The sequence below is a fragment of the Arthrobacter sp. TJ-170 genome, from assembly GCF_058269305.1.
In genome coordinates this window covers 264524-289242 of the sequence record NZ_JBZCNL010000005.1, presented here as the reverse complement: position 1 = coordinate 289242, position 24719 = coordinate 264524, and the positions used below count along the sequence as shown (strand labels likewise).

Here is a 24719-nt window from a genome sequence, read left to right as displayed (position 1 = left end):
ACGATACGACAGGCAAGGTTTTATGAGACGCGCAAAGATAGTGGCCACTTTCGGCCCGGCAATCGCGAGCTATGAGAACACCCTCGCAGTTCTAGAGGCCGGGGTGGACGTAGCTCGAATGAACATGAGTCACGGAGACCACTCCGTGCATAACCAGACCTACGAGTTTGTCCGGAAGGCGGCCGAAGAACTTGGCCGTCCAGTAGGCATCTTCGCTGACCTCCAGGGACCCAAGATCCGTCTTGGCCGCTTCGTCGATGGACCGCACGTCCTGTTTCCCGGTGACACCTTCACCATCACCACCGAGGACGTCGAGGGCACCGCGGAAATCTGCTCGACCACTCACAAGGGACTGCCGCAGGACGTCAACGTCGGCGACACCCTCCTGATCGACGACGGCAAGGTCGCGATGCGCGCGGTCGCTGTTGATGACGTCAAGGTCACCGCGGAGGTCACCGTTGGCGGCGCGGTCTCCAACAACAAGGGCATCAACCTGCCCGGCGTGGCCGTCAACGTCCCCGCACTCAGCGACAAGGATGAGGAAGACCTTCGCTGGGCAATCCAGCGCGGCGTCGACATGGTGGCGCTGTCCTTCGTCCGGAATGCCGGCGACGTCGACCGCGTGCACGAGATCATGGACGAGGAGGGCCGGCGTGTTCCGGTCATCGCCAAGATCGAGAAGCCGCAGGCCGTGGACGCGATCGAAGAAATCATTGATGCCTTCGACGCCATCATGGTGGCCCGAGGCGATCTCGGTGTTGAACTGCCTCTCCAGGACGTCCCCATCGTGCAGAAGCGCGCCATCGAGCTCGCCCGGCGCTGGGCCAAGCCGGTCATCGTGGCCACCCAGGTCCTCGAATCCATGATCGACAATCCCCGTCCCACCCGCGCCGAGGCTTCCGACTGCGCCAACGCCGTGCTCGACGGCGCGGACGCCGTCATGCTGTCCGGCGAGACCAGCGTAGGCAAGTACCCGATCGATACCGTCCGCACCATGGCCGACATCATCGAATCCACCGAAAAACACGGTCTTGACCGTGTTCCGCCGCTGGGCAGCAAGCCCAAGACCCGCGGTGGCGCAATCACCCGTGCGGCCGTGGAAATCGCCGATCAGCTGGATGCGAAGTACATCTGTACCTTCACGCAGTCGGGCGACTCCGCACGCCGTCTGTCCCGCCTGCGCCCGACGAAGCCGGTCTTTGCCTTCACCCCCGCGCAGTCCACGCTCAACCAGATGTCCCTGATCTGGGGTGTTCAGCCGATGCTCGTGGAGTACGCCGAGCATACTGACCAGATGACTGCGCAGGTTGACCGCGTGCTGTTCGAGCAGAAGCTTGTGGACCTGAACGATCTGGTGGTTATCGCTGCCGGGTCCCCTCCAGGCCAGGCCGGCTCAACGAACTCCATCAAGGTTCATAAGGTGGGCGACATCGCCGACGCGGGCCAGCTCCCCGATAACTACACGCCGAGCAAGGAGAAGGTCGGCCCCTGGCCGGTCAAAAACAAGCTCAAGTAGACGCAAAAACGTCATAGTGAAAAGGGACCCCGCCGAGGCGGGGTCCCTTTTCACATATGTTCAGCTGTAGAACCAGCTGACGGGCGTCAGTTGACCTGGTTGATGATGGTCTCTGCGACCTCGCGCATGCTGAGGCGGCGGTCCATGGACGTCTTCTGGATCCAGCGGAATGCCTCGGGCTCCGTGAGTCCCATCTTGGTGGTGAGCAGGCTCTTCGCGCGCTCAACGAGCTTGCGGGTGGCGAACTGCTCCTGGAGGTCCGTTACCTCGTTCTCCAGGATCTTGATCTCCTCGTGGCGGGAGAGGGCGATCTCGATCGCGGGCACCAGATCGGCGGGGGTGAAGGGCTTGACCACGTACGCCATCGCGCCGGCGTCGCGAGCGCGCTCCACAAGTTCCTTCTGGCTGAAGGCGGTCAGCAGCACGACGGGCGCGATACGCGCTTTCACGATCTGCTCGGCTGCGGTGATCCCGTCCATGACGGGCATCTTCACGTCCATGAGTACGAGGTCCGGCTTGTGCTCCTTTGCCAGCTCAACTGCTTTTTCGCCGTTGTCGGCTTCGGCGACGACGTCGTATCCTTCGCCACGCAGGATCTCCACAATGTCGAGGCGAATGAGGGTTTCATCCTCAGCGACGATGACGCGCCGTGCCGGGCTCGAGTTAGCTGAGTCGCGGTTCTGGGACACTGAGGCTCCTTGGTATGCGTTTATTGATTCTGCGCTATCCCGGCGGGGAGCTCTGCTCGGGAGTTGCCCTGCACCGGTTCATGGAACAGCCTATCGGCATGTAGAGTAGATTCGCGCACTCGGGGGTCCATGAGTCACGGAACTCACGTCGGGTGCACTGTTCGGCCCGAATGGCGGAATTGGCAGACGCGCTGCACTCAAAATGCAGTATCGAAAGGTGTGTGGGTTCGAGTCCCACTTCGGGCACCGTCCATGGTTCATGACTCAGCACGGGTCAGCTGGGAGCCGCTGCTCGCAGCCGCGCGTAATCTCGGCTCCTCGCTTAGCGCGCATCCCGAATCAAATTGGTGATGCGGGCAGTGGAGAGCCGCTTGCCCTCTTCATCAGTCATGACCACTTCGTGGGTGACAAGCGTGCGGCCCAGATGAATTGCGACGGCGGTTCCCGTCACCAGTCCTGTCGATGCGGACCGGTGGTGCGTAGCGCTGATTTCTATACCCACTGCCTGCCGGTTCGGGCCTGCGTGGATGCCGGCAGCGAACGAGCCGAGGGTTTCCGCGAGCACAAGGTGGGCGCCGCCATGCAGGATCCCGGCCACCTGCTGATTGCCCTCGACTGGCATGGTGCCGACCATTCTCTCCGCGCTCATCTCCTGGAAAACAATTCCCATCTTCGCGGCCAGCCGCCCAATGCCGTGGCCACGAAGCCATTCGTGCATGTGCTCCGGAACACCCGCTCCCGTCAGCTCGGCAAGATAGGGGTGCTCGCCGTCGGAACCGTGCTCCGGAGTGAATTTGTCATCCATGGGAACTAGGCTGGCACCTGTGAGCCAAACAAACCAAACCGTAGATTCGGATGTGCAGACCGACGTGCAAAGCAGCGTTCAAACCGACGTCAACGCGGGTGCAGCACCTGCGCCTGCGCACACTCTGGAGCGTTCGCGTCTTTTGGTCGTCGATGGCCACTCGATGGCGTTTCGGGCTTTCTACGCGCTGCCGGCTGAGAACTTCTCCACCGATACCGGCCAGCACACCAACGCGGTTTACGGGTTTACCGCCATGCTGATCAACCTGCTGCGCGATCAGGAGCCGACCCACGTAGCCGTAGCCTTCGACCTCGATACGCCGACCTTCAGGGACGCGGAGTACTCCGAGTACAAGGGCGGGCGGTCCCGCACCCCCGAGGAGTTCCACGGCCAGATCGACCTGATCATCAAGGTGCTGGAAGCCATGCGCATTCCCACCCTGTCGATGGAGGGCTATGAGGCCGACGACGTGCTCGCCACCCTCGCGGTGGATGCCGCCAACCGGGGTTGGGACGTCCAGGTAGTCAGCGGGGACCGCGATGTCTTCCAGCTCGTCAACGACCGCGTGACGGTGCTGTACCCGAAGCAGGGCGTCACCAACATCCCCCAGATGGATGCCAAGGCGGTGGAAGAGAAGTACTTCGTTCCGCCGCACCTCTACTCCGACCTGGCAGCGCTCGTGGGCGAGACCGCAGATAACCTTGCGGGTGTTCCGGGCGTCGGCCCCAAGACCGCGGCGAAGTGGATCCTGAAGTATGGCGGCCTTGACGGCATTCTGGAGAATCTGGAATCCATCGGCGGCAAGGTGGGGATTGCCCTGCGGGAGAACGTTGAGAACGTCAAGCGCAACCGACGCCTCAACCGCCTCCTGACGGATCTGGAATTGCCCGTCGACCTGCAGGCTATGGCCGCACAGCGTCCCGACCGCGACGCAGTGGAGGACCTGTTCGACGCGCTCCAGTTCAACGTGCTCAGGAAGCGCCTGTTCGATCTGTTCGGTGAGGAAGAGCCGGACACCGCCCGGGACGAAATGGCGCCACCCGACCACCACACTCTCACAGACGCGGATGAGCTGACCGGCTGGTTCAATGGAACCAACCAGTCCACCGCGGCCGTGCATGTGGTCACGCGGTCCACGAGCGGGGGAGAGGAGGCCATCGGCGTCGCTCTGGTCACGGCGTCGGCGGCGGTCTACATACCGTTCGAGGAACTTGACGCTGGAGCTGAGCGCGTCGTCGGGCAGTGGCTTCAGGATCTGGACGCACCCAAAGTGGTGCATGATTTCAAGGCAGCTTACAAGCTGCTCCACGCACGGGGCTTCACCCTGGCCGGAGAAGTGGATGACACGGCAATCTCCGGCTACCTCATCCAGCCTGACCGGCGCAGCTATGAACTTGCTGACCTCAGCCAGGTTCACCTGAAGCTCACGCTGCCGACGTCGGCGGCTGCCGCCGGCGGCCAGCAGGCTCTGGCACTTGAGGAGGAAGACGTCGCAACTCCTGCGGTTGCCGCCGCCTTTGCGGCGCTCGAGCTCAGCCGCCACTTCGCCGGCCAGTTGGTCGAGCGCGGCGCCAATCAGCTGCTCGCGGGACTGGAGCTTCCCCTCTCCGAGGTGCTGGCGCGCATGGAGCTGACCGGAATCAGCGTCGCCGTCGATGGTCTCGATCGCCTCTACGACGACTTCTCCGCGACGATGGCAAACACCAGCGCTGAGGCGTTCAGGATCATCGGCAAGGAGATCAACCTCGGTTCACCCAAACAGCTGCAGGCTGTGCTGTTCGACGAGCTCGCCCTCCCGAAGACCAAGAAGATCAAGACCGGTTACTCCACCGACGCGGATGCCCTCACAGATCTGATCGTGAAGACTGGGCATCCGTTCCTGGAGCAGTTGCTGGCCCACCGGGACGCCTCGAAGCTCCGTCAGACCGTGGAAGGCCTGCGCAAGTCAGTTGCCGACGACGGCCGCATCCACACCACGTACGTACAGACGATCGCGGCGACGGGGCGTCTCTCGTCAATGAACCCGAACCTGCAGAACATCCCGATCCGCTCCGACGAGGGGCGCAGGATCAGGGAGGCCTTCGTGGTGGGAGAGGGCTATGACTGCCTGATGACGGCCGATTACTCGCAGATCGAGATGCGCATCATGGCGCACCTCTCCGGTGACGAGGGTCTTATCGAGGCGTTCAATGAGGGCGAGGATCTTCACCGTTTCGTCGGCTCCCACATCTTCAACGTGGCCCCCGAAGCGGTCAGCAACGCCATGCGTTCCAAGGTCAAGGCCATGTCCTACGGGCTGGTTTACGGCCTGAGCTCGTTCGGGCTGTCCAAGCAGCTGGCGATCTCCGTGGATGAAGCCAGGACGTTGATGGGTGACTACTTCGACCGGTTTGGCGCCGTGCGGGATTATCTGCGCGGAATTGTTGAACAGGCGCGCAAGGACGGTTTTACATCGACCATCGAGGGGAGACGGCGCTATCTGCCGGATCTCTCGAGCGACAACCGCCAGCTTCGGGAGATGGCGGAACGTGCAGCCCTCAATGCACCCATACAGGGGTCAGCAGCCGACATCATCAAGAAGGCAATGCTCGGCGTTGACGATCAGCTGCGGTCCCGTGGGCTGATCTCGAGGATGCTGCTGCAGGTACATGACGAACTGGTCCTCGAAATTGCACCCGGGGAGCAGGATGAGGTGGAGCAGCTCGTGCGTGCTGAAATGGCCGGAGCCGCCGATCTCTCGGTTCCGCTCGATGTTTCGGTGGGCACCGGTGCGAGCTGGCACGAAGCGGCGCACTAGCACCGGGTACATGGGCATAGCCCGTCAATGTGGGGAGGGTTAGGCTGGGGTCTCGTGAGCACGCAAACATCCCCTGACACGTCAGCACCTCCGATCCGCATCGAAACTTTTTCAGTAGGTCCGGACACCGACACCTCCGCTGAGGGTCCGCTCGCTGCATGGTTCGAGGGCGTGAGCTTCGGCTTCCACGAAGGCCGGCTCGAGATCGAGGACCTGCCGAAGCTCGCTGAGGCGTATGCATCCGACCGGCGCATCCTGTGGGGCGCGTACGACAACAATCCCGGCCCCCATGCCTGGAACCCGCGGATTCCCGTCGCGACGTACGGCACCATGGTCAACTCGCTCAACGTGGGTGGCGGCAGGTTCCTCGATGCCCACCTGGTCACAGCCGTCACGGTCCGGCCTACACACCGGCGGCGGGGATTGCTCCGCCGCATGATCACCGCCGACCTGCAGGGGGCGGTCGAGCGCGGCCATGCCATCGCTGCCCTGACGGCGTCGGAGGCAACCATCTACGGCCGCTTCGGTTTTGGAACGGCAACCCACACCACTTCGATCGAGGTGGATGTCCGGGAACGGTTCGCCGTCACGTCCCCACCGTACGGGCGCATGGAGGTCGTAGGGGCGGATGCCGTCGAGATCACGCAAAGGGTCTTTGCCGGTTTCCACGCCCGTTCCAGGGGGTCGATCGGCCGCCAGTTCGCCTATGCCCGCCGGTCAGCTGGTCTGTGGGGGGACGATCGTCCGCAACCGGACAAGGCGCTGCGCACCGCTGTCCATTACGACGACGACGGCCGCCCGGATGCTTTCGTTTCCTACTCGTTCGCCGGGTGGGAGAAGACCCCGTACACGATGCGGGTGAAGGACCTCGTGGCCGTGTCGGATGCCGCCTACCTTGAGCTATGGCGCTATCTCGGCTCACTGGACCTGATTGACCGGGTGACCTTCGGCATGGCGCCGGTTCATGACCCGCTCCCGTGGGCCCTGACGGACCGACGCTGCCGGGAACTGAAGTCGGACGAGGACGCGCTGTGGCTGCGAATTCTTGATCCGGTGGCGGCTCTGGGCCAGCGCCATTACGAGCACGACGGCGCACTGTCCCTGTCGATCAGGGATGCGCTCGGCCACGCCGAGGGGGCGTTCCAACTCACCGTCGCGAACGGCGTGGGCACCGTGCGGAAGCTCGACGACGGCGCAGAGACCGACATCAACCTCGACGTCTCCGCCCTGGGTTCGCTGTACCTCGGAGGCGTGGACGCGGAGATCCTGGCGGCAGGTACCCTGACCGAGCGTTCGCCGGGCGGAGCCGAGCAGGCCGCGAAGCTCTTTGCGGTAGCCAGGGCGCCCTACTGCATCACGCACTTCTGATTCGCTGACGGGAGCCGTTGCCCGATCCGCCGCGCGGACAGTTCGTACACTTTGACCCGCGTTGCGGCACAACGCTAGACTGGGTGGGCATGTCCCGCGCACAGTGGGTCCTGCTATGTGTTCTGCACAGCGTTATTTCCATATTTCCATTTGTCCGCATCCGGGCAGGTTCCTCACGGTGGGTACATAAAGTGTGTCTCTCCGTGTGGTCCCGAAAGAGTCCGGATCAACTCATAATCCACAACGGAGCCCCAACTACATGACCATCACCACCACCGAGAAGCCAGGTGCCCCGCAGGTCGCTATCAACGACATCGGCACCGCTGAGGACTTCCTCGCAGCCATTGACGCCACCATCAAGTACTTCAACGACGGAGACCTCGTTGAAGGAACGGTAGTCAAGGTTGACCGCGATGAAGTTCTGCTCGACATCGGTTACAAGACCGAAGGTGTCATCCCTTCCCGCGAGCTTTCCATCAAGCACGATGTCGATCCGGGGGACGTGGTCTCCGTTGGTGACGAGGTTGAAGCGCTTGTCCTCACGAAGGAAGACAAAGAAGGCCGCCTGATCCTCTCCAAGAAGCGCGCACAGTACGAGCGCGCCTGGGGCGACATCGAGAAGGTCAAGGAAGAAGACGGTGTTGTCACCGGTACGGTCATCGAGGTCGTCAAGGGTGGTCTTATCCTCGACATCGGCCTGCGCGGCTTCCTTCCCGCTTCGCTCGTCGAGATGCGTCGTGTACGCGATCTCGCTCCGTACATCGGTCAGCAGATCGAAGCCAAAATCATCGAGCTGGACAAGAACCGCAACAACGTTGTGCTCTCCCGCCGTGCGTGGCTCGAGCAGACCCAGTCCGAGGTGCGCTCCACCTTCCTCAACAAGCTGGAAAAGGGTCAGGTCCGTCCGGGCGTTGTCTCGTCCATCGTCAACTTCGGTGCTTTCGTCGATCTCGGCGGCGTAGACGGTCTGGTTCACGTTTCCGAGCTTTCCTGGAAGCACATCGACCACCCGTCCGAGGTCGTTGAGGTTGGTCAGGAAGTCACCGTGGAGGTACTCGAAGTTGACCTGGACCGCGAGCGCGTTTCGCTGTCGTTGAAGGCAACCCAGGAAGATCCGTGGCAGACCTTCGCCCGCACTCACGCGCTGGGCCAGGTCGTTCCCGGTAAGGTCACCAAGCTGGTTCCGTTCGGTGCGTTCGTGCGTGTCGAAGACGGCATCGAGGGCCTCGTCCACATCTCCGAGCTCGCTGTGCGCCACGTTGAACTGGCTGAGCAGGTTGTCTCCGTCAATGACGAGCTGTTCGTCAAGGTCATCGACATCGACCTCGAGCGCCGCCGTATCTCGCTGTCCCTCAAGCAGGCCAACGAGGGCGTCGACGCCGACAGCACCGAATTCGATCCGGCTCTCTACGGCATGGCCGCTGAGTACGACGAAGAGGGCAACTACAAGTACCCCGAGGGCTTCGATCCCGAGTCCAACGAGTGGCTTGAAGGTTATGAGACGCAGCGCGCGGCATGGGAAGCTCAGTACGCTGAGGCCCAGTCCCGCTGGGAGGCTCACAAGAAGCAGGTTGTACAGCACGCGTCCGACGACGCCGCTGCAGCCAACGAGCCTGTTGACTCCGGCACCACCAGCTACTCCTCGGAGCCTGCCCCCGAGTCCAACGCAGCAGGGTCCGGTACCCTCGCGTCGGATGAGGCTCTTGCGGCACTTCGTGAGAAGCTGACCGGCAACTAGGTCGCATCAATGCAGGAAGCCTCCGTCCACCGGGCGGGGGTTTCCTGCGTTAACGGCGGTTTTCGACGCTCCGCCGGGGTGGGGTTGTGGAGGAATCAGGCTCTGCGCGTGGACACGGTGACGGTGAACTTCCGGTCGCGAGCCACCTGACGGGTGGGCCCCACGAGGCGTTCGAGGGCCCCACGGTACTGCAGGTGGCTGTTCCATACGGTCCATAATTCGCCTCCCGGTTCCAGAACCCGCCCGGCCTCGGCGAACAGCTTCAGCGCGATCCCCGCATGGACGGTATGACCGGAGTGGAACGGCGGATTCAGTACTACGAGCTCGTCTCCGGCATCGGCCCGCCCCGAGAGGGCATCATCACGTACGACGACGACCTGTCCGCCGACGCGGTTCGCCTCGACTGTAGCGCTGGTGGCAGCCACAGCCGCTGCCGAGGTGTCAGTGGCGGTCACCGGGAGACCCGGGTGAATCAACGCCAGATATGCGGCAATGGACCCATTCCCGCACCCGAGGTCCACGGCACGGGTTGCTGGGCGCACGTCGCTCAGGTGGGGCAGGAGGAACCGGGTGCCGGGATCGAGTTTCGCGCCTCCGAAAGTCGCGCCGTAGGCGCGCAGCTGGAGCGGATGGGGGAGCCCGACGTCGTACGCTGCTGCCGTAGGAAATGGCGGCGGACCCACCGGGACAGAGCGGGAGCCTGTGAGCACACGGGACTTCTGGCGTGCCAGCCCGGCGGTGACGGTGTGGAAGTAACGGCCCAGGACCGCAGTCATGGCGGGAGTCATGTGCTTGATCCTTCCCCCCGCCAGGACAGTGACGCCGGCGTCGGCACCTGCGGCGATACACCAGGCGATCTCCTCCAGCGCCTCGAGGGAACGGGGAAGCTGCAGCAGCACCAACCGGACGCCGTCGAATAGATTCTTGCTGAGAGCAGTGGAGGTGTACTGTCCGTCGAACCCGAAGGTGCGTGCGTTCGCGTGCAGAGCCCGTTCACCGGTGAGTGAGTCCTGATGGACGAGTATCCGCTCGGCGCCCGCATGCAGCGCTCCGAGGGTGAGAGCGCCGTGGGTGTCACCGACCACGGCGACCTCACCGGGGGCGGACTGGCGCAGGCCGTCGGCGGCGATATCCAGGAGGAGCCGGTCCGTTGCGTCGGCGGCAAAAAGGTTCTCTGCCTCAATGTCGGGCCACCGCCGCAGCGACTCGAAGCTGAACCCGCTAGTGCGGGGTTCGGGGCGTGCCGGCCGTTCAGTCACCACCCCAGTCTAGGCATTGACTGCGCCGACTTCGGTTTGCGCTTGCCCTCCCCGCGCAGCAGCGGACAGCGCCGCCGTCTTCCGTCGGATGCCTCGGGTGGGCGGGTCGTAAACTCGCCCTCAATGGGATTTCTCCGTAGACTGACGATCTGGAGAGCCGGGAAGTCTGGTCGGCGCGCACATTGTTGAGCCCGAATCCCAAGGAGTCGCCCATGTCGAGCCATGACCCCACTGTCCGCCCCGAGGATCACAGCCGCGACACGCTGAGGCGCGGCAGCTACCGTGAAGTCCTGCGCGTGAGGGAGATCCTGCGCAAGGAAACCGTTGGCGGCATACTGCTGGTGGTCGCAGCTCTGATCGCGATCGTGTGGGCGAACTCTCCTGCCGCGGACACCTACTTCGCTTTGCGTGACTACGAGATCGGCTATGAGCCCTGGCACCTGCGGCTCAGTCTTGGCGCGTGGGCGGCGGACGGGTTGCTGGCCATTTTCTTCTTCCTCGTGGGGCTGGAACTGAAGCGTGAGTTCGTTGCCGGTGACCTCCGGCAGTTCAGCAAAGCTCTCGTCCCGGTCGCCGCAGCAGTCGGCGGGGTTGTTGTTCCCGCGCTGATCTACGCCGGATTCAACCTGGCCATACCGGAGACGGTGAGCGGTTGGGCCATTCCCACAGCCACAGATATCGCGTTCGCCCTGGCGGTGCTGGCCATCATCGGTTCCCACCTGCCTCCGGCACTGCGGTTGTTCCTGCTGACTCTCGCGGTAGTGGACGACCTGCTGGCCATAACGATCATCGCCGTTTTTTACACCGATGACGTGGCGTTCACGCCGCTGCTCCTCGCATTGATTCCCTTGGCGGTCTTCGCCTTCCTCGCCCACCGCATGTCCCGGTTCTTCAGCCTGCATGCCTGGGCGGCCTGGGTGATTTTGCTGCCCCTTGGGATAGTGGTCTGGATACTGGTGCACGAGGCCGGTGTGCACGCCACCGTTGCCGGAGTTCTACTTGGTTTCGCAATCCCGGTGATGCGCAGCAAGGCCAGCGGAGGCCCTGAGGCCGGGCCCGGGCTCGCCGAAGAATTCGAGCACCGCTTCCGCCCTATCTCCGCAGGCTTCGCCGTACCCGTGTTCGCGTTTTTCTCCGCGGGTGTCGCAGTAGGCGGCTGGGAAGGGTTCACCACAGCGCTTGTCGCCCCCGTCACTCTGGGTGTCATCGTGGGGCTCATAGTCGGCAAGCCCATAGGAATTGTGGGCGCCACCTGGCTTACGACGAAGATAACCCGCCGACACCTCGATCCGTCTTTCCGCTGGATCGACCTGGTGGGAGTCTCGCTGCTGGCAGGCATCGGGTTCACTGTCTCGCTGCTTATCGCTGAACTCAGCTTCGCGGCCGGCAGCATAGAGACCGACTACGCGAAGGTCGCCGTTCTGACGGCATCGGTAGGTGCTGCGCTGTTGGCCGCGGTAATCCTTGTATCCCGGAACCGCCATTACCGCGAGGTCGAAGCGCTGGAGTCCGTCGATGCGGATCATGACGGTATTCCGGACGTCTATGAGGAGGACGAAATCTCCGATCGCCGCTCGTAGGAACGTGCTCTCCAGGGTAACCGTTTCCGCCGTTGTCAGGAGCGGGGCTCACCCCGTGGTTACCCGGGGGTAGCCTTGCACTCATGCTGAGAGTCGGATTGACGGGCGGGATCGCCGCGGGGAAGTCAGCGGCGGCGTCTGTGCTGCAGGAACTCGGAGCAGTACTCATCGACGCCGATCAGCTTGCGCGGGCCGTGGTGGAGCCGGGCACGGAAGGTCTTCGCGAGGTGGTCGCCGCATTCGGGGACGGGGTGCTTCAGCAGGACGGCTCCCTGGACCGGCCGGCATTGGGCGCAAGGATCTTCGCCGATCCCGACGGTCGTGCCACCCTGAACGCGATCATCCACCCTCGGGTCCGGCGGGAGGCTGCGGGAGCCGAGGCGGCGGCCCGCGCAGCGTCAGCGGGTGCCGTCGTCGTGCATGACATCCCGCTCCTCGTGGAGACCCGGCAGGAGGACAGCTTCCATCTTGTGATTGTCGTCGATGCACCGGCGGAGACCCGCGTGCGTCGAATGGTGGCGAACCGGGGGATGACTGAGCAGGAGGCACGGAAGCGTATCGCCGCGCAGACGGATTCAGCCACGCGGAACGCGGCGGCCGACGTCGTGCTTGATAACTCGGGATCACAGGAGGGCCTGGTCCGCGCGGTGCAGGGTCTGTGGACGGGACGGATTGTTCCCTTCGCCCGGAACATCGAGAAAGGCCAGCGGGCTGAACGCCGTGGGGGCCCCGTACTGATGCAGGACGGGGACTGGCCCCGGCAGGCGGCTCTCCTGTCCCGGCGGGTGGCCCGGATTGATCCCCGCGTACTCCGTGTGGACCACATCGGCTCCACATCGATTCCCGGGCTGCCGGCCAAGGACATCCTGGACCTGCAGATGACGGTCGCGTCGCTTGATGATGCCGACGCTCTCGCAGACCCTCTGGCCGAGGCGGGTTTCCCCCGCCTTCCGGGCACGTGGCATGACACTCCCACCAAGGAAGTGCCCGAGCAGGAGAAGTGGCAGAAGCGCCTTCACGGAAACGCCGATCCAGGGCGGCCGGTGAACCTGCACCTACGTGTGAAGGGCTCGCCCGGCTGGGAGTATGCCCTGGCATTCCGCGACTGGCTGCGCGCCGAACCGGACATGCTGGCCGCGTATGCGGCCGAAAAGGACCGGTGCGCCCGGATCCATCGGGACGACGCCGGTACCGCCGGCTACGCCGCCTGCAAGGAGGATTGGTTCACCACCTTCGCGGCGCCCCGGCTGCGCGCGTGGAGGAACGACGCCGGCTGGTCACCGGGACCTCCGGTGTCACCGTAAGCGACGTTCAGCCTCCAGCAAAGAGCCCCCTCTGCGGACTGAGTTTGTCCGGGGTGGGCGGTAACGTAAGACTATGAGTCTTGCGCAGGAGATCAACCGCGTTGTCGCCCCTTTCGAGGTGATCAGCGAGTATCAGCCGGCCGGCGATCAGCCCACTGCCATAAAGGAACTTTCCGAGCGCATCAACGCCGGTGAAAAGGATGTGGTGCTGCTTGGCGCCACAGGTACGGGCAAGAGCGCCACCACGGCGTGGCTCATCGAACAGGTGCAGCGGCCCACCCTCGTCATGGTGCAGAACAAGACCCTCGCAGCGCAGCTCGCCAACGAGTTCCGGGAGCTGCTGCCCAACAACGCGGTCGAGTACTTCGTCTCCTACTACGACTACTACCAGCCCGAAGCCTACGTACCGCAGACCGATACTTTCATCGAGAAGGACTCCTCCATCAATGAGGAAGTCGAACGGCTCCGGCACTCGGCCACCAACGCCCTGCTGACGCGGCGCGACGTCATTGTGGTTGCCACGGTTTCCTGTATCTACGGTCTGGGAACTCCTGAGGAATATGTCGCCGCCATGGTCACCCTCCGGCAGGGCCAGGAGATGAACCGGGATGACCTGCTGCGCCAGTTCGTCGCAATGCAGTACGTCCGCAATGACATGGACTTCCATCGCGGAACGTTCCGCGTGCGGGGAGACACCGTGGAGATCATCCCCATGTATGAGGAACTCGCGCTGCGCATCGAGTTCTTCGGCGACGAGGTAGAGCGGATCTACACGCTGCATCCGCTCACCGGCGAGGTGGTGCGCGAAGAAACGGAGATGTACGTGTTCCCGGCCTCGCACTACGTGGCAGGCCCGGAGCGCATGAGCCGCGCGATCACCCGGATCGAGGATGAGCTGCGGGTACGCCTGGAAGAGCTCGAGTCGCAGAACAAGCTGGTCGAAGCCCAGCGGCTGCGGATGCGCACCACCTATGACCTCGAAATGATGCAGCAGATGGGGTTCTGCAACGGCATCGAGAATTATTCGAGGCATATCGACGGGCGGATCAAGGGCAGCGCACCGCATTGCCTCATCGATTACTTCCCCGACGACTTCCTGCTCGTGGTTGACGAATCACACGTGACCATCCCGCAGATCGGCGCCATGTATGAGGGGGATATGTCACGCAAGCGCACGCTCGTGGACCACGGCTTCCGTCTGCCCTCCGCCATGGACAACCGACCGCTGAAATGGGACGAGTTCCTGGAACGTATCGGTCAGACGGTCTACCTCTCGGCTACCCCGGGCAAGTACGAGCTCAGCAAGTCCGACGGCTACGTCCAGCAGATCATCCGGCCCACGGGCCTGGTGGATCCGGAGGTCATTGTCAAGCCAAGCAAGGGGCAGATCGATGACTTGCTGGGAGAAATTCAGACGCGCGTCGAGCGGAACGAGCGGGTCCTCGTCACCACGCTGACCAAGCGCATGGCGGAAGACCTCACGGGGTACCTGCTTGAGCACGGCGTGAAAGTCGAATACCTCCACTCCGACGTCGATACCCTGCGCCGGGTAGAGCTTCTTCGCGAACTCCGGATGGGCACCTTCGACGTACTGGTGGGAATCAACCTGCTGAGGGAGGGCCTCGACCTTCCGGAGGTTTCCCTTGTCAGCATCCTGGACGCAGACAAGGAGGGCTTCCTGCGCAGCTCGACGTCGCTGATCCAGACGATCGGCCGTGCAGCCCGAAACGTCTCGGGACAAGTCCATATGTACGCGGACCGGATTACCGACTCCATGGCGAAGGCGATCGAGGAAACCAACCGTCGCCGGGACATCCAGATTGCCTTCAACAAGAAGAACGGCGTGGATCCGCAACCGCTGCGCAAGCGCATCGCGGACATCACCGACACACTGGCCAAGGAAGACGCAGACACACGTGCGCTCCTCGAAAAGACGGCAAAGACGTCCCGGGGCAAGGGTAAGGGCAAGGCATCGGTTGTTCGGCGGGACGGTCTTGCCGCCGTGCCGGCTGAAGATCTTACCGACCTGATCAGCCAGCTGACGGAGCAGATGCATGCTGCGGCCGAAGAACTCCAGTTCGAGCTCGCTGCACGCCTGCGCGACGAAGTGAGCGACCTGAAAAAGGAGCTGCGGCAGATGCAGTCCGCCGGGCACGCCTGACCCATGGTGGAGCAGGCAGGAACCGGCAGCGGGTCGTTCACCGAGATCCGGATCCACGGCATCGGGGACCACGAGTACTACACCAGCCTCGGGCTGCCCGTTGAGAAGCGGTTGAACGCCTGGGTCCAGGTCGCAACGCCGCCGCCGCTGCCGGATCATCGATTGCGCATCCTCAACTGGTCCCGGTCCCGCCGGCAGACAACAGGCTTCCTGTGGTACCTCGCGTTCCCGTTCACGCTCGCGAACGTGGCCGGGCGCATGGAGCCCGTCGGAGCAGGTGCCGCCCCCGCCGCCTTCCTGCGCGCAATCGTGGCCGCAGTCGCAGTAGTTCTGACCCTGTCGCAGCTTGCCTGGCTGATCGTGCTGGGTGAAACAATCCTGCGCTATCTCAACCTCCCGCCGTCCCTCCTGCGGGCTGTGCCGCTGATCGCGGGAGCCCTGCTCACTGCGTGGCTGGCGCACCGCTTCCTGACTGTGGTGAAAGCCCAGTCAGGCCAGCTTCGCTCCCATGTCCTGCCGCTGGCTCATGCAGCAGTCGTGATCGGTGCGGGAATTCTCCTGAGCCTCGCCCCACCTGCCCAGCTCATCCACGGCGGGTGGCCATCAACACCCATGCCCGATGGTGTTTCCCGGCTGGACGCCATGGCACTGTGGATCGCATTGAGCACTGGCATCGCTTTCGCTGCATCGCTTCTTCTGGCCATCCGCAGCAATGTCGGTTCTGATGGCGGAAACCGCCTGAGTGCGCCGCTCGCGGCCGCAGGCATCCTGCTTGCCGTCGCCGTACCGCTCATGCACGCGGTCACTGCTCTGGTCCGTATGGTTCTGGATAACCTGCTGGGTTATGTCACAGGCCTGTTCGGATGGGTCCGCGGGCCGCAGCCGCACTCGGGCATTCTCCTTCCGTACGACAATCCTGCTGACCCAGGCGACAGCCGGCTCGATCTCTTTCCTTTTCTCGCGCTCATCGCCGTGGTGGCGGCGCTGGTGGCAGCCGCAGTCGTGCTGGTTTCGGCTCCGGCTGCGGGGCCGGGCCTGCCGCCCGTCACCGGCGGCAGGGCGGCCCGCGGGCGCTGGTGGCACGACTTCTCTGCGGCGGCACCGCGGTTGCTGCCCCGGATACTCCCGCTCGCGATCGTGCTCGCGTTGGCCGCTATGACCGCGGCGGTGCTCCTTGGCGAAGGCCGACTTGGGGGTCCGTGGCTGGCTCTGGCTATTCTGGGTTTGCAGATCGCGGGTGCGGTAGTCGTGCTGGTGGTGCTTCTCGGCCAGCTCCGTACCCTGCGGGAGGTGCTCGGGAAGATTGCCGACGTCGCCGGTTTTTGGCCCGTAAGGGACCATCCGTTGGCCGGTTCGTCATATCGGGACGCAGTGGTCGACGGCATCTCCGAGCTCGTTGCCCGCCACTCCGGGGGTGAGGTGATACTCGTCGCCCACAGCCAGGGGTCGGTGCTCTGCGCGTGGCTCATTGCGCGGGCACGCACTGCCGCGGTGCGTCCGTACCTGGTCACGGCGGGGTCGCCGCTGGGCTCGGTGTACACCCGGTTCTTTCCAGCCACCTTTACGCCGCAGCTCCTGGCTGAGGTCGCGGCCGAGACCCGGAGCTGGACCAATTTCTGGAGGGACACCGACCCGGTCGGCTTCCCTGTTCCCCATGCCTCGAACCGCGAGCTTCCGGACCCGCGCGCCGACGGGATAGTCCGTAGCCACAGCGACTACTGGACCGAGCCGGAAATCGTTGCCCGCGTCGCGGCGCTTGCTCCGCGGCGTTTCTGACGCGCGACACGTTTCCACATCGGAACCGAAACGCAGGTACGATGGGGCGATCGTAGGGGAGTATCCTTTCGCGCTACGGACGTCAACACGCGGGCCGACGACGGCCCGCCGGGCGTAGCGGTCGCACACAGTATTGCGGCGGAGAGACTTGCGAATCCCGTCGTACCTTGGAAAGGGTCCCTTGTGCTTGAACTGCCCGCTGCCTTTCAGATAGGCACCTTTGTCGTCCTGGGTCTGATACTCCTGTTCGACCTCCTGCTCGTGGTGAAGCGCCCACATGAGCCGTCCATGAAGGAAGCCGGGCTGTGGGTGTCGTTCTATGTGGCACTCGCGCTTATCTTCGCGGCCATTATGTTTGCCGTCACCGGGCCCGAGTTCGGCGGCCAGTTCGTTGCCGGCTGGGTAACTGAATACAGCCTGAGCATCGACAACCTGTTCGTCTTCATCATCATCATGGCCAGGTTCTCGGTCCCGAGGAAGTATCAGCAGGAAGTGCTGATGGTGGGCATCATCATCGCCCTTATCCTGCGCGGTATTTTTATCATGCTCGGCGCCGCGTTGATCAGCAACTTCTCCTGGATCTTCTACATCTTCGGCGCCTTCCTCCTCTGGACCGCCTATCACCAGGCGAAGGACTCCGGTGAGGAAGAAGAGGAGAAAGAGAACAAGCTCATCGGTAAGCTGCGTGGCGTGCTGCCGATGTCCGAGCACTACGACGGCAACAAGCTCCGTACGGTGGTGGACGGCAAGAAGGTCTTCACTCCGATGATCATCGTGTTCATCACGATCGGCCTGACCGACCTGCTGTTCGCCGTGGATTCCATCCCGGCGATCTTCGGACTGACTCAGAGTCCGTTCATCGTCTTCACGGCCAACCTCTTTGCACTTATGGGCCTGCGCCAGCTGTACTTCCTCCTGGGCGGTCTCATGACCCGCCTGATCTTCCTCAAGCACGCGCTCTCGATCATCCTCGCCTTCATCGGCGTAAAGCTGATCCTGCACGCGATGCACGAGAACGAACTGCCCTTCATCAACGGTGGCCAGCACATCGAGTGGGCACCCGTGATCCCGACGTTCGCGTCGCTCGGCTTCATTGTCGCCACCATTGTCATCGCGGTCATCGCAAGCCTGCTCAGCCCGGCGGGCAAGCGGGCGAAGATCGACGCCGAACTCGCAGCGGACGCCGAGCGCGCACGCACCGGTGGTCCGGAGCACTGAGACACTCCTGACTGACAGCGCAAAAGGCGCCGGTCCTGCAACTGCAGGACCGGCGCCTTTACCTTGGCGGGAGGCTCTAGCCCGGGTGGGTCATTGCGAGCAGGCGGGAGAAGATGGCGTCGCCGTCGTCGTTGATCCCGTCGTGGTGGAATTCAGAGGTTTCCCAGACCCGCAGGCCCCGGATCGAGGCCGCCGTCTCCATGGACAGATCCCTGTCGACGTAGATGTCGTCGCTGTACACGGCGGCTGCTACCGGCACTGTGTTGGCGGCCAGCTGCGGGAGGTCGTACAGGGTTTCCCAATCGTCAACTGCGGCGATCAGCCGAGCCGTTTCCTTGAGCGGAACGAGCGCCGGGTCCTCGTCGAAATACCAGGGGTAGATCATCTCGCCGGTCAGCAACGGATCAGGTGCGTCGGGCGCAAAGTCCGGGTACTCCTCCAACACCCGCCACGCAGCCCAATTGGACGGTCCGCCCTGGCAGTAGATGGACTCGTGGAGGAGCGCGTAGAGCGGGTTCGAACGCCTGCTCACCACGGACTGCAGCTGGTCGAGGAAGGCGGGGGAGAGCCGATCGTCCCTGGCAGCTCCAGCGAACGCCTCCTCAAGGAGGTAATGGAGGGCATCGACCCGCGTGTTGCCACCCAGGTACGAGCCGACCATCTGGAAGCGCCGCGGGCTGAGGCGTTCACCACTGGGCAGGCACTCCTCGACACGCTCGAGGTGGCGCATGATGCGGGTGGTGATGGCCCTATCCTCGGGATAGCGGGCGAAGTACTCGGCATTGCGTTTGGCCACGCGCCCGAAAGTGGAGCGGTATACGCGTTCGGGTAGACCGGTCAGCGGCGCTAACCCGCCGGTGATGAGCGCACGCTCTACTCCTTCCGGCGCGAAGGACAGGTAGGAGAGGGTGCAGAATCCGCCGAAACTTTGCCCGAGCACCGTCCAGGGTGGTGAGTCCAGGGCCAACCGCATCAGTTCCGCGTCCCGAATGATGGAATCGGCGCGGAAGTGGCGTAGGTACTGCGCCTGCTCCATCGGAGTGCCACGGCAGGGAAGGGTCATCAGGTCTGCGGGAGTGGAGAGTCCCGTACCACGCTGGTCAAGCATCAGGATGCGGAAGTCGCGGGCAGCGGCCTTCATCCAGCCGGAGAGCTGTGTGGAGCGATTGCCGCGTACACCGGGCCCGCCCTGCAGGAACAGCAGCCACGGAAGCTGTGCGGCAGCGGCGTCGTCATGGTCCGTGGAACTGTATTCGCGCGCGAAGAGCAAAATATGCTCGCCGCCCGGGTTCCCATGATCAAGCGGCACAGTGAACCGGTGCGGAGTGGTCTGCACGCCACGCATCACACGGGTGGCTCCCGCCTGGTGCCTCGCGGAGCTCACGTGCCGGATCCCGCGAACTCAGCCAGCGGCGCTCCAGTCAGCCGGAAGGTCGTCCACTCATCCTGAGGCAGGGCTCCCAGGCTCCGGTAGAACTCAATGGAAGGCTCGTTCCAGTTCAGTACGGACCACTCGACCCTCGCGTACCCTCGTTCGGCGGCAATGCCGGCAAGGGTCCGCAAAAGCGCTTTCCCGTAACCCGACCCGCGCGCTTCCGGGCGCACATACAGGTCCTCCAGGTAGATGCCGTGGACACCTTCCCAGGTTGAGTAATTGAGGAACCACAGAGCGAACCCCTGGACGCCGCCGTCGTCCTCGGCCACGTGGGCGAAGATGCGAGGGTTCGCACCGAACAGTGCTTCCTCGAGCCCTTCGACCGTGTTGCGGACGGCGTCAGGCTCCTTCTCATAAATTGCGAGGTCGTGGATCAGTTGCAGGATGGTGGGCACGTCTTCACGACGTGCTTCGCGGATCGCAGTCATGGTTCCCAAGCGTACTGGCCGAGGGGGCCGCACCGAACGTCAGCGGGGTGTGGGAGGCCGGGAGGCGCTACGGGCCGAGGGTCAGGGGCCCCCGACCGACGCGACCGCGACGACCGGGAAACCGGCCTCGTCCGAGGCTGCCAGATCGATCACCGCGTTGATGCCCCAGTCCTGGTCACCCGCCGGGTCCTTGAAAATCTGGCGCACTTCCCAGCGGCCGGGAACCTGTCGGATGATGAGCAACGCCGGGCCGCGCGCGTCGGGGCCCTCGTCGATGTCGTCATGGGCGTCAAAGTAACCGTCCATGGCTTCGGCCCAGCGGTCCGCATCCCAGCCGGATGCCTCGTCCAGCCGGCCAAGCGCTTCGTCGTCCTCCGCTGCGAAAAGCTGCACCCGCTGGAACATTTCGTTGCGGACCATGACGCGAAAGGCACGCTCGTTGGAGGTGACCGAATCGGGCTCCGGCGGGAGGTCGACGGTTCCCGAAGTCGAACTGCCCGCGCCGGCGGCCAGCTGCTCCCATTCGTCGAGCAGGCTCGAATCCACCTGCCGGATCAACTCGCCGAGCCACTCGATGATGTCGGTCAGATCTTCGCGCAGCGCATCCCGGGGCACGGTCTGGCGGAGGGCCTTGAAGCAGTCAGCCAGGTACCGCAGGAGGATGCCCTCCGACCGTGCTAGGGAGTAGAACGCGATGTACTCGCCGAAGTTCATTGCGCGCTCATACATGTCGCGGACGACTGACTTCGGGGTCAGCTCGAAGTCACCGAGCCAGGGCGCGCCGGACCGGTAGGTTTCGAAAGCGTGCTGCAGCAACTCCGCGAGCGGCTGCGGGTAGGAAACCTCCTCGAGCAGGGCCATTCGCTGGTCGTAATCGACGCCGTCGGCCTTCATAGCGGTGATCGCCTCGCCGCGTGCCTTCTTCTCCTGGGCGCTGAGTACCTGCCGAGGCTTCTCCAGCGTAGCCTCGATGACGGAAACGACGTCGAGCGCGTAGGCGGGACTTTCCGGGTCAAGGAGTTCCAGACTGGCGAGGGCGAAGGGTGATAGCGGCTGATTCAGTGCGAAGTTGGCCTGCAGATGGACCTTGAGCCGCACTGTTCTGCCTTCCTCGTCCGGCTCGGGAAGTCGCTCCACGATGCCTGCGGTCACAAGCTCGCGGTAGATGCTGATTGCCCTCCGAAGGTGCGCGTACTGCCGTGCGGGCGGTTCGTGGTTGCCGCGCAGCAGGTTCTGGACAGCACGGAGGGGATCTCCGGGGCGCTCGAGAAGGTTCAGCAGCATTGAGTGACTAACGGCGAAGCTGGACCCCAGCGGCTCCGGAGTACCCTCGACAAGTCGGTCGTAGGTGGGTTTGCCCCAGGAGACGAAACCCTGCTGCGGCTTCTTGCGGACCACCTGGCGGAGCTTCTTCTGGTCGTCACCGAATTTTGCGACTGCCTTTGCCATGGCCTTGGTGTTCTCGACCACGTGGTCCGGCGCCTGCACCACCACCGTCCCGGATGTGTCGTAGCCTGCCCGTCCCGCACGGCCTGCAATCTGGTGGAACTCCCGCACGTTGAGCAGTCGGGTGCGGACGCCGTCGTACTTGCTGAGCGCGGTCAGCAGGACGGTGCGGATGGGAACATTGATTCCTACGCCGAGCGTGTCGGTACCGCAGATCACCTTGAGCAGTCCCGCCTGGGCCAGTTGCTCCACCAGCCGCCGGTACTTCGGCAGCATTCCGGCGTGATGCACACCGATGCCGTGGCGTACCAGCCGGTTCAGCGTCTTGCCGAAGCCGGACGAGAACCGGAAGTTCGCAATGAGCGCCGCAATCCGATCCTTCTCCTCACGCGTGCAGACGTTGACGCTCATCAGGTTCTGTGCGCGCTCAATCGCTTCCGCCTGGCTGAAGTGCACCACATAGACGGGCGCCTGATGCGTCGACAGCAGCTCCTCGAGTGCTTCCTGGAGCGGGTTTTCTGAGTAGTAGAAGTTGAGCGGAATGGGCCGGTCCGCGGAACTGACCAGCACCGTCGCACGCCCTGTCCGCTCAGTAAGTTCCTTTTCGAAACGCTCGACGTCGCCGAGTGTTGCGGACATCAGGAGGAACTGGGCCTGCGGAAGCTCCAGGAGCGGTACCTGCCAGGCCCAGCCGCGCTGCGGGTCCGAATAGAAGTGGAACTCGTCCATGATAACGGTGCCGACATCCGCGCGGTCACCCTCGCGCAGCGCGATATTCGCCAGGATTTCCGCGGTACAGCAGATAATGGGAGCGTCCTGGTTCACGCCCGAGTCACCGGTGACCATACCGACATTCTCAGCGCCGAAGATCGCGCACAGTGCAAAGAACTTCTCGGAGACCAGCGCCTTGATAGGAGCGGTGTAGTAGCTCCGGCGTCCTTCAGCGATCGCGTGGAAATGGGCCGCAACGGCTACCAGCGACTTCCCGGAACCGGTGGGAGTCGCGAGGATCACGTTGTTCCCGGATACGAGCTCGAGAACGGCCTCGTCCTGCGCGGGGTACAGGGTGATTCCCGTGCTCTCGGACCACGAATGAAAAGCTGAGTACACGGCGTCGGCGTCGAGTGTGCCCGGGCGCCCGGTCTGGGGGAGGTGGTCCTGGATGCTCATGTCCTCCCAGCCTATCCGGTCGACCTGACGTACGCTCACGGCGCCCGCCCCTCACGAGTGCTCGCCGCGGTCCCTCGACCGTAGGCTTAGGGTCATGCGCTGGGACCCCGCACAGTACGCCGTCTTTTCCGATTACCGTTCCCGACCCTTCTTCGACCTCGTGGGACGCATCGGCCATTCCGCCCCGCGGCAGGTCGTCGATCTGGGCTGTGGATCCGGTGAACTCACCGCTTTGCTTGCGCTCAGGTGGCCGGACGCCCCGGTGCTTGGCATCGATTCCTCCCGGGAGATGATCGAGCGCGCCGAGCGACTGGATGACACACCCTCGAACCTGTCCTTCGCCGTGGCGGATGTCCGCGACTGGGCGCCGGAGCCGGGCACCGACGTCGTTGTTTCCAACGCAGTGCTGCAGTGGGTCCCGGGCCATCAGGCCCTGCTCGCGCGATGGGCAGCGGAACTTGGGCAGGGCGCCTGGCTGGCGTTCCAGGTCCCCGGCAACTTCTCCGCGCCTTCGCACGTGCTGATGCGCACACTGGCGGAGTCGGAGCGCTGGAAAGCGCAGCTTGGTTCGGTCCTGAGGCACGACGACGCCGTCAGCGCACCGCACGAATACCACCGCCTTCTGCGCTTCGCAGGCCTGGATACCGACGCGTGGGAGACCACTTACCAGCATCTGCTCGCCGGAGCGGATCCCGTGCTCCAGTGGGTTCGGGGGACCGGCCTGCGTCCGGTGCTCGATGCGCTTCCTGCCGTAGAGGCGGCGGAGTTTGAGCGCACCTATGCCGACATGCTCGCCGATGCGTATCCCCGCGAGCCCGACGGCGGCACGATCTTCCCGTTCAGGCGGATCTTTGCGGTGGGCGTCAAGCCTGCACCTGCGGCCTCACCAGCCGCGTGAGCGCCATTCCGGGAGCGACGGCCGCTCCGCACCGAGCGTGGTCGGTTTCCCATGGCCGGGATGGACGATCGTATCGTCGTCAAACTTGTTGAAGAGGCGCTCCACCACGTCCTTGTACAGGGACTCGAAACGCTCCGGATCCCCGCCCGTGTTGCCGAGGCCACCGGGGAAGAGGGAATCACCCGTGAACAGGTGGACCGGACCGTTGGGGTCCCGGTAAGCGAGCGCCACCGACCCGGGAGTATGACCACGCAGTGAGATGGCTTCCAGCGTGAACCCGGCGAAGGTGCCGATATCCCCATTCCTGAGCGAAACATCGGTGGGCACCGCAATGTCATCGACATCGTCCACGCCAGCAGCGGTGCGGGCGCCCGTCGCGCCCACCACACCGGCCAGCGCACGCACATGGTCCCAGTGTGAGTGGGTCGTGACAATGAGGGCGAGCTTCGCGGGAACGTCGGCATCCTGTGCGCCGTCGGCGATCAAACGCTGGATGGCGGGAGCGTCGTCGGCGGCGTCGATGAGGACCTGCGCTCCGGTCGCCTTCGCTGTGATGAGGTAGACGTTGTTATCCATCTCGCTGACAGAGATGCTCCGGATGGTCACCTCGGAAAGGTCATGCATGCTGGCCACTCTAGTACCGATGGTGATGCACCACACCGCATGGCAGAATGTGAGCACCCTTCCACTGTCGTCCAGGAGCGCGCACCGTGAATTCTGATGTATCGGCGTGGCTGCGGATCGATTCGAACAGCTCAGTGCCTCCGTATGAACAGCTGCGTGTTCAGATCCTGGACGCTGCCAATGACGGCTCCCTGCCGGTTGGTACGCGTCTGCCGCCCGTGCGGACTCTCGCGGGGCACCTCGGCGTGGCAGTCAATACGGTCGCGCGGGCCTACCGGGAACTGGAACAGGCGCACATAGTTGTCACCCGCTCGCGGGCGGGGACCGTCGTCGCGGCGGCGGGGGACGAGGCACGGCGCAAGGCAGCGGAAGGCGCGGCCGAATACGCCCGCCTCATCAAGGCCAACGGACTCACCGAGGAGGAAGCAGTCTCCTACCTGCGCGCGGCTCTGCGCCGTCGGTGAACATTTTGCGCGACACGCCGCCTATGGCGCCGTTCGAACAAGT

18 protein-coding genes and 1 tRNA gene are annotated in these 24719 nt (G+C 64.0%); 12 read left to right on the top strand and 7 right to left on the bottom strand.

Annotated elements, in window-relative coordinates; translation table 11 throughout:
• Positions 1-22: 22 nt before the first annotated feature.
• Complete coding sequence (gene pyk / locus AC4D1W_RS11675) at positions 23-1516, top strand: pyruvate kinase (RefSeq protein WP_490891447.1); 1494 nt, start codon at positions 23-25, stop codon at positions 1514-1516.
• A gap of 86 nt (positions 1517-1602) precedes the next feature.
• On the opposite strand, the gene AC4D1W_RS11670 is transcribed toward pyk, so the two are convergent.
• Positions 1603-2205: an ANTAR domain-containing response regulator gene (locus AC4D1W_RS11670; protein WP_490891448.1), complete on the bottom strand. Its 603-nt coding sequence runs from the start codon at positions 2203-2205 to the stop codon at positions 1603-1605.
• A 164-nt stretch (positions 2206-2369) separates the two neighbouring features.
• Here AC4D1W_RS11670 and AC4D1W_RS11665 point away from each other — a divergent pair.
• A tRNA-Leu gene (locus AC4D1W_RS11665) sits at positions 2370-2451 on the top strand.
• A gap of 76 nt (positions 2452-2527) precedes the next feature.
• Here the strand turns inward: AC4D1W_RS11665 and AC4D1W_RS11660 are convergent.
• A complete protein-coding gene (locus tag AC4D1W_RS11660) occupies positions 2528-3010 on the bottom strand; it encodes a PaaI family thioesterase (protein WP_490898831.1) in 483 nt (160 codons plus the stop codon).
• Positions 3011-3173: 163 nt separating this feature from the next.
• Here AC4D1W_RS11660 and polA point away from each other — a divergent pair, with 163 nt between their 5' ends.
• The 3 genes from polA (at position 3174) to rpsA (ending at position 8913) form a co-directional block, all read left to right on the top strand.
• On the top strand, positions 3174-5807 hold the full coding sequence (polA, locus tag AC4D1W_RS11655) for a DNA polymerase I (RefSeq protein WP_490898866.1): 2634 nt from the start codon (positions 3174-3176) through the stop codon (positions 5805-5807).
• A gap of 54 nt (positions 5808-5861) precedes the next feature.
• Positions 5862-7175, top strand: a complete 1314-nt coding sequence (locus tag AC4D1W_RS11650; RefSeq protein WP_490898830.1) for a GNAT family N-acetyltransferase — start codon at positions 5862-5864, stop codon at positions 7173-7175.
• Between the two features lie 259 nt (positions 7176-7434).
• Positions 7435-8913 (top strand): 30S ribosomal protein S1, encoded by a 1479-nt coding sequence (rpsA, locus tag AC4D1W_RS11645; RefSeq protein ID WP_490898829.1) that lies wholly within the window; start codon positions 7435-7437, stop codon positions 8911-8913.
• A gap of 95 nt (positions 8914-9008) precedes the next feature.
• On the opposite strand, the gene AC4D1W_RS11640 is transcribed toward rpsA, so the two are convergent.
• Positions 9009-10172, bottom strand: a complete 1164-nt coding sequence (locus AC4D1W_RS11640) for a class I SAM-dependent methyltransferase (protein WP_490898828.1) — start codon at positions 10170-10172, stop codon at positions 9009-9011.
• Positions 10173-10384: 212 nt separating this feature from the next.
• On the opposite strand from AC4D1W_RS11640, the gene nhaA reads away from it, so the two are divergent.
• From nhaA to AC4D1W_RS11615, 5 genes are all read left to right on the top strand, one after another.
• Entirely contained in the window at positions 10385-11752 is a 1368-nt protein-coding gene (gene nhaA / locus AC4D1W_RS11635; RefSeq protein WP_490898827.1) for a Na+/H+ antiporter NhaA, read from the top strand.
• 83 nt (positions 11753-11835) lie between these two features.
• Complete coding sequence (gene coaE, locus AC4D1W_RS11630) at positions 11836-13056, top strand: dephospho-CoA kinase (protein ID WP_490898826.1); 1221 nt, start codon at positions 11836-11838, stop codon at positions 13054-13056.
• Positions 13057-13129: 73 nt separating this feature from the next.
• A complete protein-coding gene (gene uvrB / locus AC4D1W_RS11625) occupies positions 13130-15217 on the top strand; it encodes an excinuclease ABC subunit UvrB (RefSeq protein WP_490898825.1) in 2088 nt (695 codons plus the stop codon).
• Positions 15218-15220: 3 nt separating this feature from the next.
• The gene (locus AC4D1W_RS11620) at positions 15221-16993 is read left to right on the top strand and encodes a hypothetical protein (RefSeq protein ID WP_490898824.1); all 1773 of its coding nucleotides are present in this window, start codon (positions 15221-15223) and stop codon (positions 16991-16993) included.
• Between the two features lie 183 nt (positions 16994-17176).
• Positions 17177-18211, top strand: coding sequence for a TerC family protein (locus tag AC4D1W_RS11615; RefSeq protein WP_490891459.1), 1035 nt, complete (start codon positions 17177-17179; stop codon positions 18209-18211).
• 76 nt (positions 18212-18287) lie between these two features.
• On the opposite strand, the gene AC4D1W_RS11610 is transcribed toward AC4D1W_RS11615, so the two are convergent.
• The 3 genes from AC4D1W_RS11610 to AC4D1W_RS11600 form a co-directional block, all read right to left on the bottom strand.
• Positions 18288-19556, bottom strand: coding sequence for an alpha/beta fold hydrolase (locus tag AC4D1W_RS11610; protein WP_490898865.1), 1269 nt, complete (start codon positions 19554-19556; stop codon positions 18288-18290).
• 35 nt (positions 19557-19591) lie between these two features.
• Positions 19592-20074 carry a GNAT family N-acetyltransferase gene (locus AC4D1W_RS11605; protein WP_490891460.1) on the bottom strand — a complete coding sequence of 161 codons (483 nt, stop codon included), beginning with the start codon at positions 20072-20074 and terminating at the stop codon, positions 19592-19594.
• An 81-nt stretch (positions 20075-20155) separates the two neighbouring features.
• Positions 20156-22690, bottom strand: a complete 2535-nt coding sequence (locus tag AC4D1W_RS11600; RefSeq protein ID WP_490898864.1) for a DEAD/DEAH box helicase — start codon at positions 22688-22690, stop codon at positions 20156-20158.
• A 94-nt stretch (positions 22691-22784) separates the two neighbouring features.
• On the opposite strand from AC4D1W_RS11600, the gene AC4D1W_RS11595 reads away from it, so the two are divergent.
• Positions 22785-23588: a trans-aconitate 2-methyltransferase gene (locus AC4D1W_RS11595; protein WP_490898823.1), complete on the top strand. Its 804-nt coding sequence runs from the start codon at positions 22785-22787 to the stop codon at positions 23586-23588.
• Here the strand turns inward: AC4D1W_RS11595 and AC4D1W_RS11590 are convergent.
• A complete protein-coding gene (locus tag AC4D1W_RS11590; RefSeq protein ID WP_490898822.1) occupies positions 23574-24212 on the bottom strand; it encodes an MBL fold metallo-hydrolase in 639 nt (212 codons plus the stop codon). The genes AC4D1W_RS11595 and AC4D1W_RS11590 overlap by 15 nt on opposite strands.
• 86 nt (positions 24213-24298) lie before the next feature.
• Between AC4D1W_RS11590 and AC4D1W_RS11585 the strand changes: the two genes are divergently transcribed.
• Positions 24299-24676 (top strand): GntR family transcriptional regulator, encoded by a 378-nt coding sequence (locus AC4D1W_RS11585; RefSeq protein ID WP_490891464.1) that lies wholly within the window; start codon positions 24299-24301, stop codon positions 24674-24676.
• Positions 24677-24719: the final 43 nt, after the last annotated feature.

What these genes read in the sequence shown, in the direction of transcription:
- AC4D1W_RS11600 (WP_490898864.1), bottom strand. Translation starts at nt 22,690, where the DNA reads ATGAGCATCCAGGACCACCTCCCCCAGACCGGGCGCCCGGGCACACTC.
- AC4D1W_RS11610 (WP_490898865.1), bottom strand. Translation starts at nt 19,556, where the DNA reads ATGCGTGGCGTGCAGACCACTCCGCACCGGTTCACTGTGCCGCTTGAT.
- uvrB (WP_490898825.1), top strand. Translation starts at nt 13,130, where the DNA reads ATGAGTCTTGCGCAGGAGATCAACCGCGTTGTCGCCCCTTTCGAGGTG.
- AC4D1W_RS11620 (WP_490898824.1), top strand. Translation starts at nt 15,221, where the DNA reads ATGGTGGAGCAGGCAGGAACCGGCAGCGGGTCGTTCACCGAGATCCGG.
- AC4D1W_RS11605 (WP_490891460.1), bottom strand. Translation starts at nt 20,074, where the DNA reads ATGACTGCGATCCGCGAAGCACGTCGTGAAGACGTGCCCACCATCCTG.
- rpsA (WP_490898829.1), top strand. Translation starts at nt 7,435, where the DNA reads ATGACCATCACCACCACCGAGAAGCCAGGTGCCCCGCAGGTCGCTATC.
- pyk (WP_490891447.1), top strand. Translation starts at nt 23, where the DNA reads ATGAGACGCGCAAAGATAGTGGCCACTTTCGGCCCGGCAATCGCGAGC.
- coaE (WP_490898826.1), top strand. Translation starts at nt 11,836, where the DNA reads ATGCTGAGAGTCGGATTGACGGGCGGGATCGCCGCGGGGAAGTCAGCG.
- AC4D1W_RS11660 (WP_490898831.1), bottom strand. Translation starts at nt 3,010, where the DNA reads ATGGATGACAAATTCACTCCGGAGCACGGTTCCGACGGCGAGCACCCC.
- AC4D1W_RS11590 (WP_490898822.1), bottom strand. Translation starts at nt 24,212, where the DNA reads ATGCATGACCTTTCCGAGGTGACCATCCGGAGCATCTCTGTCAGCGAG.
- polA (WP_490898866.1), top strand. Translation starts at nt 3,174, where the DNA reads ATGGCGTTTCGGGCTTTCTACGCGCTGCCGGCTGAGAACTTCTCCACC.
- nhaA (WP_490898827.1), top strand. Translation starts at nt 10,385, where the DNA reads ATGTCGAGCCATGACCCCACTGTCCGCCCCGAGGATCACAGCCGCGAC.
- AC4D1W_RS11595 (WP_490898823.1), top strand. Translation starts at nt 22,785, where the DNA reads ATGCGCTGGGACCCCGCACAGTACGCCGTCTTTTCCGATTACCGTTCC.